The following is a 12043-nucleotide window of genomic DNA, read 5'->3' as shown; positions in this document are numbered from 1 at the left end:
AGGTCGGACTAGACTCACGGCAGCGCCACGACCAAGCCGACCGAGCCCACACCGCGCACTCGCCCGAGATCGCTGACGACCTCCCCCGCCACGCTGAAGCTCTGTCGCACCAGCGCAACGTCGAGGCCAACAGCGGTCCGCACCGCCACGCTGTCCGTCACGTTCACCCGGACCTCGGGACCGGCGCGCAACGCGGGCACGAGCTTGGTCGAGCGCCCGGAGCGGCCATCTGCTGCGGTGCCTTCGGCGCGCACCGCGCGAGCCCAGACGCCAGTATCAAGACCCGCCGCGACCGTCTCTGACACATACAGAGCGCGCAGGCCGATGCCCAACTCGAATTCGGACGTGTCCGCCGTGCCGCCGCTGCGCTCACTGTGGGCGCCACTGGCCCAACCGGCCGTGAGCACGGCTTCGCCCGCGACGGACGCACGCTGGACGCGCGCTCCAGCGCCGAGTGCCGCACCAAGCTGGGGGTCGTAGAGAGCGTTGCCGGCACTGGCTCCCGTGAGGTCGCCCACAAAGAGCGGAGCCCAATGCGTCATCGTAGGGCGCGGCGCGGAGGTCGGAGGATGGGCTCGCTCGGCGCGCAACGGCGCGCTGACATCGGGGTCGCGCCCGGCCTGTACAACCGAATCGAGCACTTCACGGACCTTGAGAGCGAGCGCGCGCTCCGTCTCCGGCGACTCCGGCCCGGGCAGACGGACCACTTGAACCAACACGCGATCTTGGCGCGGAGTCACGACGTAGACGAGAAACTCCGGCGAAGCTCCAGGCGCAGCGGTTCGCTCGACCCACACTCCCACGCTGGCTCGATGAGCGGTCAGAGGCTTGCCAACGCCTCGCAGGCGCTCCTGCAACGAGCCGCGGACTTCGCCGGAGCGCTCCATCGTCATGCTCCCCGCGAGCTGAATCGAGAGTGCTTCGACGAAGCCCTCCGGAGGCGGTCCCGCGTCCGAGCCCAAGATCAGAATCTTCGTCCGGGGCTGAGCGGAGGCGGAGCCGGCGCAGATCAGCAGCACCATCATGAGTCGAGCGGGCAGACTGGTCAGCAGCCTCCGGCGGCCCGAGAGCCTGGCCGGGCCGGCAAGCGGCGCGAGTCGGCAGCCCATCGCTCGAGTCTACTCGCGGCGACCCGGGCGAGCGGCCAAATGTCGGAAATTTGGCGGAAATAACGAGCGTTCGGCTCGGGCTTGTCGTGATAGACTCAGCCCATGGCTCGACTGACCGCGCGTGAGTTTCTCCTCCCGACTGCGTTGACCGTGACCACGTTTGCCATCGTGCTGGCTTGCGGCGGGGACGACGAGCCGGCGAAGAAGTCGGCTGCGGTCGCCGCCTGCGCCGATGTGCCCTCCAATGGCTGCGAGAAGTGCAAGGACGACCAGGGCAAGACAACCTGCGGTCCGAGCAAGGATTGTTACGCCACCAGTAGTGGTGGTTGTACCCCCGGCAACACTAGTTGATAGCGGATGGCGGTCCGGTCTGGACCGCGAGAAACTGCGACGATGTCCGAAACCGCTCGCCTGCGGCGCGCGCGCGTGGTGCGCATTTACGACACGCTCGACGCGACCGTCCTCTTGGGACCCGACGGTCGCGCGCACCAGCTGCACGCCGAGACGGCCCAGCTGGCGAAGGTCCTGCTGAACTTCCTGCTGGAGCCGAGGTCACGCCAGCAGATCGTGGAGCACGTGGAAACCCTCACCGGTGCAGCGCTCGGTGAAAACAACGTCGTCGAGCAGCTGCTCGACCTGCTGACGGACGCTGGAGCCGTCGAGTCGCTGGCGGACGAGGCGTCAGCCGCGCGGCCATCCCCGCGGTGGCACCCGCGTGTCGTCCTGTGCCTGGCCGGAGGTGTGGCGGCCATGCACGCGCCGGCGTTGATCACACGCCTGCTCGAGCGTGGTTTCGAGGTTCGTGCGGCGGCCACGAAGAATGCCCTGCGCTTCATCAACACCTACGCCATCGAGCGCCTCTTGCATCATGCGGTTGCCACGGATCTGTACGAAGGGGAGTCTCCCGTTCCTCACATCGACCTCGCGACCTGGGCTGACGCGGTCCTGGTCTGGCCGGCAACCGGGACCACGCTGTCTCGCCTCGCCACCGGCGACTTCGACTCGCTCGTGTCTGCCATCGCGCTCGCCACCTCTGCACCGGTCATCGTCGCGCCGTCGATGAACGCGGGCATGTACGCGCGCGCCGCCGTCCAGCGCAACGTCGAACAACTGGTGCAGGACGGCATGTACCTGCTGCATCCGTCATTTGGCACGGAGGTCGCCGACGCGCCGCTCGATCGCCCGCACAAACTCGGTCCGGCGCCGCCGGTGGGTGTCGTGGTGCAGATGCTCGAGACCGCGCTCCAGCTGCACCGCGCGGGGAAGAAACACACGCCGAAGAACGGGGCGGAATGGGACCAGGTGTACACGTCACAGCGACCGGAGCAGCTTCCCTGGTACACCGACGCGATCGATGAAGATCTGCTCGCGGCGTTCGAGCGACTCGCGCCGAATGCGGCCTTCGTGCTCGACGTCGGGACGGGACTCGGACAGATGGCCGTAGCGGCGGCGGAGCGGGGACACCGCGTCGTGGCGACCGACCTGTCCCGGCGCGCGCTCGAGGCCGCTTCAGAGCTCGCAGCCAATCTACCGGTGCTCTGGCTCGAGGACGACATCACGAAGAGCCGCCTCTGCCGGCAGTTCGACGTCGCCGTCGACCGCGGCTGCCTGCACCTGCTCGGCCCCGACGCTGCTCTGGCCTATGCGGCAAACATCAGCGCGCTGCTTGCGCCAGGTGGACACTTGCTACTCAAGACGCACGCCAGTGAAGAAGGCGACCGCCACGGCACGACGCCTCACACCCGGGCAACGTTGGAGCAGCTGTTCGCCAGCTGGTTCGAAATCGTCGAAGAGCACCCGAGCACGTTCCCCGGTCCGGCAGAGACCCCCAGCGCCAAGCTCTTCGTTCTGCGCCGCCGGGGCGTGTAGGCGGTTCATGAACCGGGCAAGCGGACGGTGCCGCCCACCGCTGGCAACACCACCGGTACAAATCGCTCTCCCTCGAAGGTCACGAACCTGAGCTTCGCGCTGCTGAGCGACCAGTTGAAGCGAAAGCTCGCTGCCGTCGGTTCGCCGCTCGCCGTAGCCTGCGTGACGATTGCCTCGAAGTTGCCGGCGTAGAGCTGCGCGCCAGCGCGGAGCGGCTCACGCCGGCTGCGGAAAATCCGGTTCAAGGGCTCGGCGAGGAAACCCTCCGGCACCTCCACGACCACGGCGTTGTCGTCGAGTCGCGAGACCGTGACCGGTCCGCGCGTTGCTGCCAGACAGATCACGGGCGCCGTCGGACCACGACCGACGTGGTGGCGCATGGCTCGGAGGAGCGAGCAGTAATAGTGGTCCGGTGCGTTCAGCGCGACGACCACGTCGTCTCCCGTCACGACGCTGGCGTACGCGCTCTCACTGCCGGCAACGACGCGCTCGTGATAGCGGCTCATCGTCAGAGCGCGCCAGGGTAACAGCGCCGGCGCCGCGACCAGATGCATCAGGGCGAAGCCCGCGGCGACTGCCTTCGTGTGGAGCGCGCTCGCCTCCAGCGCGACGCCGATGGCCTGGGCGAGACACATCGATGCACCGACGCCGCTGATGAGCAGCATGCGGTCGCTGGGGAACGTCGCGGCGGGCACGAGCAGCGACAGGAGCATGCCCGTGAAGGCGAACCTGAGCGACGCGGCTCGCGCTGAGCTTTTTGCCAGCGCCGGGCGCAGCTGCAAGAAGAGGAGCGCCGCCACGACGAGGCCCCCGAGCAAGAGCCAGCGATGGGATGCATCGCCGTCGATCACCCAGCTGTCCGCGGGTGGATGAGCGAGCTGTCCGCCGAGCAGGGCGCCGAGTCGGTGCGGCAGCTCCGAGAAATACTCGGCCGGTGATGCGAGCGGGTCGAGATAGATCCCCGAGCCCTGGGTCACGACGCCGAGCGCCCGGCGCACGCCTGCCCAGACCCCGACCACGGCGACGCTCGGCAGGAGCGCGAACACCCGCCGCGGGCCGCGATCGAGGAACAGTGCGTGAGCAGCGAGGTAGGCAACCACCGATAGGCCGAGCTCTCCGGAGAGCAGCGCCCCGGCTAGGAGCAGCGGGGCCAGGAGCGCATCCTTGCGCGAGCCGTGCCGGCGCCAGCGATCGTGGCAGAGCAACGCGGCCACGCCGAACAGCGCCGACAAGAGCGCGTTCCGGTTCGCGAGCCAGCCAACGGTGCGGCCGTGAGCGTCGTCGACCGCAAACAGAAGCGCCGCAAGCCCGGACAGCCACGGGTCCGACATCAGGCGTCGATACAGGCGCGCGACGAGGAACACGAGGCCCGCGTAGAGCGCGATGCTCTCCAGGTGCATCAACCACACGGCGTCGCCGAGCACCCGGTAGTCGATGAACGCAGACAACGACGCGAGCGGGCGCCAGAACGCCAATCGCAGATCGGGCGAGGCAAACCAGGGCAGCAGCCCCTCGCGCTGGGCGCCGAGCACGTCGGCCTTGCTGGTCAGGGTCGCGTACAGGTTGAGCGTCGACGCGGACACCGGGCGCAAAGAAAGCTCCCGGATGATCCAGTCCTCCGTGGCGAGCCCTGCCGCAAGGGAGGGCAACAAGAGCACGAAGCCGAGCAGCGCGACGCGGAAGGGCACGCTTGGGCTCGCGAGCCAGTCGCGGCATCGGGACTCGAGCGTCACGCCTCGGAACGTACCAAAACCGCCACCGCCGGGACGAGCAACAGGTAGAGCGCGGCGCTTATCGCAAGTAACGCCGTCAGCCCGAAGGAGAGCGCCAGCAGGATCGCCAGGCTCGACGACAGCACACTGCCCACGCCGTTGATGCCCCAGAGCCAGGGCGTCTCGGCGGCGTGGCTCCGCCGGACCAGGCGCATGCCCGCCGGAAACGCCGAGCCGAGGCCGACTCCAAGCACCGAACAGATGACGATCGCAAAACCAATGCGTGTCGGTGTCGGCGCGCCGATGATGCCGGCGGTCAGCCGAGTCCAGGCGAGCGCGACGAACAAGAGCAGGGCGGCGAGCACGATCGGGAAGACGTAACACCAGGGCTTGGAGTCGAGCGGGAGTTTGTCGCTCAAGAACGAGCCGAGGCCCATGGCGCTCACCAGGCTCGCGAGCACGACCATCAAGCTGTAGCTCGGGTGACCCAGCACCAGCGAGAGACGCTGGAGCAGCGCGATCTCCGCCAGCATGAACGCCACGCCGATCAGCGCGAAGTACACCAGGGCCGCGACCAGGCGGCGATCGACCCGGCCCTCGGGGCGGGCGCGCCTCGAGAGCGGCAGCGCGATGGCGACGATCACCAACACCAGGGACGCAAACAGTGCCAGGCCAAGGGTGCGCGTCGCGAGCAGATTGCCCTCGATGTAACCGAGGACCTCCGGCGGCAAGGTCTTCACGATGGCGCCGATGCGCACGACGTTGAAGAAGAATGGGCGGTCATCCGTCGACGGTCGCAGATCCATCGTGCTGGTCAGCGTGCGTCCATCCAGATCGACGCGGCTCGTCGCCGACAGGATGTGCTCGACCGGTTTCTGCACGGCGGGCTGACCGGGCAGCGCGGCGACCAGGAAACCCTTCTCGCCGGCCAGGTTCTGGAGCGTGAGCCGCTCGTCGGGAGACAGCGGCTGCTTGGCGAGCAAGAGCGTCGCCACGGGGCCGGCGGCCAGGAGCGCAATGTGCTCCCGCGGGTTCGCGGCTCCGTTCTCGAACAGCGCAGCGACCGCCAGGCCCACCATGCGCGGGGTCTCGATGCTGGCCCAGCGGGACACTGTCAGCACACCGTCTGGCTCCAGTCGATCCAAAAAGAGCCGGAACGCTTCGACCGTGTAGAGCCCATTTTCGCCGAGGGCGTGCGCGCCGGCGCCGGTGGCAGCCCAGGTGTCGATCAGGGAGGCCTGAATGACCCGATACTTCTCGGGGCTCCGCGCCAGGTAACTGCGCGCTTCATCGTGCACCAGGCGGACCTCGGGGCGTGCGACGACGCCGGTGTCCTTGCCCAGATCGGAGCGCAGAAGATCGAGCAGCACTGCGTTCAGCTCGATGCCAACGACCGGCGCGTGGCCCGCGAGCAGCGCTGCCTGGATGTCCCGCGAGCCGCCGACGCCGATGATCGCGATGCCACCCTGTGGCCGGATCCGGTGCACCGCATTGGTCACGTCGCAGTCGAGGAAGCGCAGGCTTTCCAGATCGTTTCCGACCAGGTAGAGCGGCGTCGCGGCGTGGGCATCGATCTCGACGCCGCGCTGCAGCACCGTGCGCTGCATACAACGATCCCCCTTGCCCCAGAGCGCCGCGGGCAGCTCGACGGCGCGGGTGACCATCACGCGGGAGTGGCTGTTCCAGCGCTCCACCTCAATCTCGTCGCGGGTCTCTGGCCGGCCCTTGACCCACAAGGGCACCAGCCCGTGGGCGCTGCCGGCGTTCACCCCCACGAGGACTGCGCTGGCGGCCGCCAGCACGAGTGCGCGGCGCACCCCTTGGGGTCACCCGCCGCGTGGGCAAAACACACCGAGCCCAGCGCGGCGAGCACCCCGGCGAACAGGATCCCGCTGCCGCCGCCCAGGCCTTCGAGCAGGAACGGACACAGCGGTGCGCCGAGGGCGGCCCCGGCCAGATCCACCGCGTACACCCGGCCAACCGGGAGCCCCGAGCGCGTGAGCGCCGCGGCGACGATCTTGCCCGCGGGATAGAAGGGCAGGGCGATGGCCGCGGCAAAGAACACGAACAGCGGGATGGTCGTGGCGACGCTCTCGGCGCGGAGCGGGACGATCAGCAGCAGCACGTAGCTCGCGGGCACCGCCAAGGACATCATGAAAGCGTCTTTGGCGAGCGAGCCCGCGAGGCGCTCCGCGGAGTACTGCTCACTCCGCAGGTAGACGGTCACCGCCCCCGCGGTCAGTCCGAACAACCCCATTGCGATCACGAAGAACGCCAGGGAGTACCAGGTCAGGACCGAGAGCAGACGTGTGTCGAGGACCTCCAGAGCGAGCACCGCAGTGCTCACCACGAAGAGTCCCGACAGAAAAGAGCGAGCGCCGAACGGCTCGGAGCTCACTCCTCGTCCTTCGGGTCCGACTCACGTACGGGCGGCGGCGGGTGCGAGTGAGAGATGCTCGACTGGCCGTGTTGATACGCGCGCCGCGACGCATCTTGGTAGAGCAGCTTGCCGCCTGGAGCGTCAGGATGCTGTCGCATCAGCTGGAGAAGTTTCTGCATCGCGAGCGGGGGCGGTACGGACTCGTCATACAACGCGAGCTTGATGCGCAGGACCTCGACCGCCGGGCTCGTGCCCGCCTCATCGAGCGTCGTCCGAGCGGCCTCATATTCCCCCGCTTCCAGCATCTCGTCGATGGCGCGCAGGTGTTCGGGGATCTCGGACATGGCAAGCTCGAGCTGCTCCCTCGGGGAGGGCCGCCCGCAGTGTACGGAAGCTACGTGACGCGAGTAAAGCGCTCTAACTGCCGAGGTCGTGGTGGACCCGGAAGCGTCATGATACGGTCTGTCGGCTCAGGGCCGTCCAGGCACGTATTTTCGAGGCGAAGGTGAACGGAAAGAAGGGCCAAAAGAGCGGCAGCGACTCGCCGCCCCACGATCTCCGGCGGGAGCGGGACGAGCTGTTGCAGAGCATCTCGAAGGGTCCCCGCATCACCGAGGAGTTCGCCCGTGAGCACGAACGTCAGGAGGCGCGACTCCGAGAGCTGGAGTCCGAGAACGCCAGCCTCCGTGCGAAAGTGGAGACGAACTCCGCGATGCGCGAACTGCTTCAGAAGATCGAGGCACTCGAGACCGACAAGGAGGAGCTGCTCTCGCGCTTTCATGCGGCCGAGGCGGCGTCCAGCGAGGTCAGCGCCCGGGTGCAAGAGATCGAGGCGGAGTTCGCCAACCTCGCCAACCTCTTCGTCGCGAGCAATCAACTCCACGGCAGCCTGTCCCCGCGCGGAGTCATGCGGCGCATCAAAGAGGTGCTGGCGCAGCTGGTCGGCGCCGAGCGGTACTGCCTCTACCTGGCGAGTGCCGACAAGAACGAGCTGGTGCCCATCGCCTTCGAGGGTGTCGCCGGGGACAAGGTGAGGTCCGTGAGCGCCGAGAGTGGGCCCATCGGAGCGGTCTTCCGCAGCGGCGCGGCGGCGGTCAACGAGGATCGCGACCCCAGCGCCGGCAACCACGAGTCACCGGCGGCCATCATTCCCCTCAGCGTGGACGAGCAACGGGTCGGAGTGATCGCCATCTTCAGCACGCTCTCCCAGAAGAAACGCTTCGACACCATCGATTTCGAGCTGTTCAAGCTCCTCGGCCAGCACGCCGCCGCGGCGCTGGTCAGCGCGAGTCTGTTCGCGCAGGCAGATCGCAAGTTTCCCGGACTAGAGTCCTTCATCGATCTCAGCGTGTGACCATGGCGGAATACTCCTGCTTGATTGTCGAAGATTCGCCGATGATGCGGCAGCTTCTGGTGTTTGCCCTGGCGCGGGTCAAGAACCTGCGTGTCACCGAGGCCGACGACGGGGTCGACGGGTTACGCAAGTTGGCGTCGGCCCGCTACGACATCATCGTGACGGACATCAACATGCCCATCATGGATGGCCTCAAGCTCGTGAAGCGCGTGCGCAGTGATCCGGTACACAAAGACACGCCGATCGTGATCATCACGACCGAGGGCTCCCACGAGGACCGCCAGCGCGCGCTGCAGCTCGGTGCCAACGCCTACATCACCAAGCCGATCCAGGCTCCCCAGGTGATCGCGACGGTCAAAGAGCTGCTCAAGATCGAGTGACTGGGCCGAGGCGCGCGCCGTGTGGGTGAAGATCTGCGGCATCACGCGGCCCGAGGACGCCGAGCACGCGATCGCAGCCGGCGCCGACGCCATCGGGCTGAACTTCGTGGCAAGCTCGCCGCGCGCCGTCGATCGAGTCAGCGCCCGAGCCATCGCCGAGCTCGCCCGCGGCCGCATCGAGTTGGTCGGGGTGATCGCTGAGCTCCAGCTCGACGAAGCTCGTGCGCTTCGCGCCGAGCTCGAGCTCGACTGCCTGCAGCTGCACGGGAGTGAGACCCCGGCGTTCTTGGCGGCGCTGCTCCCGAGGGCGTTCAAGGCCGTGCGCATCGGTGGCCCCGAGGACGTCGCCGCCGCGGAGGCTTTTGCCGGCGAACGGCTGCTCGTGGATGCGAAGGTGGAGGGTCAGCTCGGTGGCACCGGTGCGCGGGTCGACCCGGAGCTGGTGCGGGGTCTCGCCGAGCGGCGCCGACTCGTGCTCGCGGGCGGGCTCCGCCCCGACAACGTGGCGACGCTCGTCGGGGCGGTGAGACCCTGGGGAGTGGACGTCGCGAGTGGGGTGGAGCAGGCGGGCGACCCCAGGAAGAAGTCAGCCGAGCGCGTGCAGGCTTTTGTGCGTGCGGCGCGCGGGCCCTCGCTGATCTAGACTCGGCGCCCATGCCGCTCGCACCCCGACGCGCCATTGCAATCGCGCTTGCCCTCGCGAGTCCGGCGTGTGCTTCACCCAGCATCGCCGGTGGCGAGAGCGCGAGCCGTGGGCGTGAGCCGCCCGGGGAAGCTCGGGCCAGCTACGAGAGCGCAGCCTGTGTCGATGCGGCGGGCGGCAAGTTCCAGCACTCCACGCAGATTTTCTGGGTCGTCGACGCGGCCCAGAAGGACACCCTGGTGATCTCGCGTCAGGGTGCGGACTCCATCGTGCTCCGGGAGCCCCGCGTCGAACGCGGCGAGCAGGTATTCCAGGTGATCACCGACGACGCGAACGGGACCCGCGTGCTCTTCGACTACCGAATTCCACGCCAGGGCGACGGCCGCATGGCGGCCACGCGCAGATTCGTCCAGGCGCCCGGCAGCGCCACCCGCGTCGAAGCCAAACCATCGGGCATCGACTTCGTGTGCAAGCTCGCGCGAAGGTCCGATGAAGAAGCAGACGCCGGGTCATGAGCGAGCTTGGCGAGCGTCCGGGTTATTTTGGCGAATTCGGCGGGCGGTTCGTCGCCGAGACCTTGATGCCGGCGCTGATCGAGCTGACGGACGCGCTCGACACGATCGTGAACGTCGAGCCGTTTCAGCGCGAATGGCGCGAGTTGCTTCGACACTACGTCGGCAGGCCCACGCCGCTCTGGCGCGCCGAGAGACTTGCGGACGCGCTCGATCCGGCGCGCCGGCATCTCGGCGAGCTGTGGCTCAAGCGTGAAGATCTCTGCCACACCGGCGCTCACAAGATCAACAACGCTCTGGGTCAGGTCCTGCTCGCCAAGAAGCTCGGCAAGACCCGCATCATCGCCGAGACGGGCGCGGGTCAGCACGGTGTTGCGACCGCCACCGCGGCGGCGGTGATGGGGTTGCCCTGCGAAGTGTACATGGGGGAGGTCGACATCGCGCGGCAGGCTCCGAACGTGTCTCGGATGAAGATGCTCGGTGCAACGGTCACGCCGGCGCTCTCCGGCTCGCGCACGCTCAAGGACGCGATGAACGAAGCACTCCGCGACTGGGTGACGAACGTGCGTACCACGCACTACTGCGTGGGCTCCGCCGCAGGGCCGCACCCGTATCCCACGCTGGTCGCGGAGCTACAGCGGGTGATCGGTGACGAGGCCCGAGCCCAGTGGCTCGAGTCGGCGGGCGGGCTGCCGGACGCGGTCGTTGCGTGTGTGGGAGGGGGCTCGAACGCCATCGGCATGTTCCGAGCTTTCATCCCGGATGACGTGGCACTTTTTGGAGTCGAGGCCGCGGGCGAGGGGGTCGAGACCGGGCGCCACGCCGCGACCTTGACCGAGGGTCGTGTGGGGGTGCTGCACGGTGCACGAACGCTGGTGCTCTCGGATGACGACGGGCAGATCCTCGAGGCCCACTCGGTGAGCGCGGGCCTGGACTATCCCGGTGTTGGCCCGGAGCACGCAGCTTTGATGCGCTCCGGTCGCGCGCGCTACCTCACGGCCTCGGATGACGAAGCCCTGGCAGCGGCGCACCAGGTCGCGCGCACCGAGGGCATCCTGGTCGCGCTCGAGACCGCTCACGCCTTCGCACGCCTCGCCGACATCGCGCGCGAAGAGAGCCGACGCCTGGCCCGGCCCGCGCGCATCGCGCTGTGTCTGTCGGGTCGCGGCGACAAGGACCTGTCGACCATCGAGGAGCGCTCGAAGTGACGGTCGCGCGCATCGACGCGACGTTCGCGGCGTGTCGGGCCGAGGGCCGCCCGGCCTTGATCGCGTATCTCACGACCGGCGATCCCAGCTTGGAGGACTCACTCGCGTGTGCGCGTGCGCTGCTCGCGGCCGGTGCCGACATGCTCGAGCTCGGAGTGCCGTTCAGTGATCCGTCCGCCGATGGTCCGGTGATCGCCGCGGCGAGCGCCCGCGCCATTCGTGCTGGGGGCTCACTCACTGCGGCGCTCGGCCTCGCCAAGCGACTGCGCTCCGAGAGCAACGCTCCCCTCGTCCTCTTCACCTACCTGAATCCCGTGCTTGCGTTCGGACAGGAACGCCTGCCACAGGCGTTGTTGGACGCCGGAGTCGACGCACTCTTGGTGGTGGATCTGCCGGCGGAAGAGGGGGCCGAGCTGCGCGCCGCGCTCGCAGCCGTCGAGGTCGCGGTGATCCCGCTGGTCGCTCCAACGACGAGCGAGGCGCGCGAGCCCAGCGTCGTTCTCGGCGCACGCGGGTTCATCTACTACGTGTCGGCGACGGGTGTGACCGGGCTCGGGGACGCGCCGCTCGGCGCGGCGGCGGAGCGGGCTCGGGCGATCGCAGCTCGGGCGAAGCTCCCGGTCGTCGTGGGCTTCGGCGTCGACACGCCGGACAAGGCGCGTGCGCTGGCTGCTGCCCGGGTCGACGGAGTCGTGGTCGGGAGCGCCATCGTCGGAACCATCGCGGCGGCACCGGATCTCGCGAGCCGCATTGCCGCGGTCCGCAGCCTCGTGGCTAGCCTTGCGAGCGCCATGAAGTGAGACACCCCGTGCGAGACCGCCCGGCGAATTGCTCGGCGCGGCGGCCAGAGATGCGCATGTAGGTTCGGGTGGGCGA

13 protein-coding genes are annotated in these 12043 nt (G+C 68.4%); 8 read left to right on the top strand and 5 right to left on the bottom strand.

Going from position 1 to position 12043, the window contains the following annotated elements; genetic code table 11:
- Window positions 1–14: 14 nt before the first annotated feature.
- The gene (locus IPI67_25035; protein ID MBK7583443.1) at window positions 15–1109 is read right to left on the bottom strand and encodes a hypothetical protein; all 1095 of its coding nucleotides are present in this window, start codon (window positions 1107–1109) and stop codon (window positions 15–17) included.
- Window positions 1110–1211: 102 nt separating this feature from the next.
- Between IPI67_25035 and IPI67_25030 the strand changes: the two genes are divergently transcribed.
- Window positions 1212–1460: a hypothetical protein gene (locus IPI67_25030; GenBank protein ID MBK7583442.1), complete on the top strand. Its 249-nt coding sequence runs from the start codon at window positions 1212–1214 to the stop codon at window positions 1458–1460.
- Window positions 1461–1502: 42 nt separating this feature from the next.
- Window positions 1503–2978 carry a methyltransferase domain-containing protein gene (locus tag IPI67_25025; GenBank protein MBK7583441.1) on the top strand — a complete coding sequence of 492 codons (1476 nt, stop codon included), beginning with the start codon at window positions 1503–1505 and terminating at the stop codon, window positions 2976–2978.
- 5 nt (window positions 2979–2983) lie between these two features.
- On the opposite strand, the gene IPI67_25020 is transcribed toward IPI67_25025, so the two are convergent.
- Genes IPI67_25020 through IPI67_25005 form a run of 4 tightly spaced genes read right to left on the bottom strand, consistent with a single transcriptional unit; the run spans window position 2984 to window position 7414 of the window.
- On the bottom strand, window positions 2984–4711 hold the full coding sequence (locus tag IPI67_25020) for a hypothetical protein (protein ID MBK7583440.1): 1728 nt from the start codon (window positions 4709–4711) through the stop codon (window positions 2984–2986).
- Window positions 4708–6507: a hypothetical protein gene (locus IPI67_25015; GenBank protein MBK7583439.1), complete on the bottom strand. Its 1800-nt coding sequence runs from the start codon at window positions 6505–6507 to the stop codon at window positions 4708–4710. The genes IPI67_25020 and IPI67_25015 overlap by 4 nt, the downstream gene beginning before the upstream one ends.
- Window positions 6456–7088, bottom strand: a complete 633-nt coding sequence (locus IPI67_25010) for a hypothetical protein (protein ID MBK7583438.1) — start codon at window positions 7086–7088, stop codon at window positions 6456–6458. The genes IPI67_25015 and IPI67_25010 overlap by 52 nt, the downstream gene beginning before the upstream one ends.
- Window positions 7085–7414: a hypothetical protein gene (locus tag IPI67_25005; GenBank protein MBK7583437.1), complete on the bottom strand. Its 330-nt coding sequence runs from the start codon at window positions 7412–7414 to the stop codon at window positions 7085–7087. The genes IPI67_25010 and IPI67_25005 overlap by 4 nt, the downstream gene beginning before the upstream one ends.
- Window positions 7415–7575: 161 nt before the next feature.
- On the opposite strand from IPI67_25005, the gene IPI67_25000 reads away from it, so the two are divergent.
- From IPI67_25000 to IPI67_24975, 6 genes are read left to right on the top strand one after another with little or no spacing between them, the layout of a single operon-like run.
- Window positions 7576–8424: a GAF domain-containing protein gene (locus IPI67_25000; protein MBK7583436.1), complete on the top strand. Its 849-nt coding sequence runs from the start codon at window positions 7576–7578 to the stop codon at window positions 8422–8424.
- Window positions 8425–8426: 2 nt separating this feature from the next.
- On the top strand, window positions 8427–8804 hold the full coding sequence (locus IPI67_24995; protein MBK7583435.1) for a response regulator: 378 nt from the start codon (window positions 8427–8429) through the stop codon (window positions 8802–8804).
- 19 nt (window positions 8805–8823) lie between these two features.
- Entirely contained in the window at window positions 8824–9447 is a 624-nt protein-coding gene (locus tag IPI67_24990; GenBank protein ID MBK7583434.1) for a phosphoribosylanthranilate isomerase, read from the top strand.
- Window positions 9448–9458: 11 nt separating this feature from the next.
- Window positions 9459–9962 (top strand): hypothetical protein, encoded by a 504-nt coding sequence (locus tag IPI67_24985; protein MBK7583433.1) that lies wholly within the window; start codon window positions 9459–9461, stop codon window positions 9960–9962.
- Window positions 9959–11167 (top strand): tryptophan synthase subunit beta, encoded by a 1209-nt coding sequence (trpB, locus tag IPI67_24980; GenBank protein ID MBK7583432.1) that lies wholly within the window; start codon window positions 9959–9961, stop codon window positions 11165–11167. Before IPI67_24985 ends, trpB begins: the two co-directional genes overlap by 4 nt.
- Window positions 11164–11967 carry a tryptophan synthase subunit alpha gene (locus IPI67_24975; GenBank protein MBK7583431.1) on the top strand — a complete coding sequence of 268 codons (804 nt, stop codon included), beginning with the start codon at window positions 11164–11166 and terminating at the stop codon, window positions 11965–11967. The genes trpB and IPI67_24975 overlap by 4 nt, the downstream gene beginning before the upstream one ends.
- The last annotated feature ends 76 nt before the right edge of the window (window positions 11968–12043 follow it).

It is taken from the genome of Myxococcales bacterium, from assembly GCA_016706225.1.
In the GTDB taxonomy this organism is placed as follows: domain Bacteria; phylum Myxococcota_A; class Polyangia; order Polyangiales; family Polyangiaceae; genus JADJKB01.
The sequence above is the reverse complement of the archived record's forward strand: the minus strand, read 5'-3'. Positions and strand labels throughout refer to the sequence as shown.

Coding starts and splice junctions, on each gene's coding strand:
- IPI67_25035 (MBK7583443.1), bottom strand. CDS start 1,109: ATGGGCTGCCGACTCGCGCCGCTTGCCGGCCCGGCCAGGCTCTCGGGC.
- IPI67_25030 (MBK7583442.1), top strand. CDS start 1,212: ATGGCTCGACTGACCGCGCGTGAGTTTCTCCTCCCGACTGCGTTGACC.
- IPI67_25025 (MBK7583441.1), top strand. CDS start 1,503: ATGTCCGAAACCGCTCGCCTGCGGCGCGCGCGCGTGGTGCGCATTTAC.
- IPI67_25005 (MBK7583437.1), bottom strand. CDS start 7,414: ATGTCCGAGATCCCCGAACACCTGCGCGCCATCGACGAGATGCTGGAA.
- IPI67_24995 (MBK7583435.1), top strand. CDS start 8,427: ATGGCGGAATACTCCTGCTTGATTGTCGAAGATTCGCCGATGATGCGG.
- IPI67_24985 (MBK7583433.1), top strand. CDS start 9,459: ATGCCGCTCGCACCCCGACGCGCCATTGCAATCGCGCTTGCCCTCGCG.
- trpB (MBK7583432.1), top strand. CDS start 9,959: ATGAGCGAGCTTGGCGAGCGTCCGGGTTATTTTGGCGAATTCGGCGGG.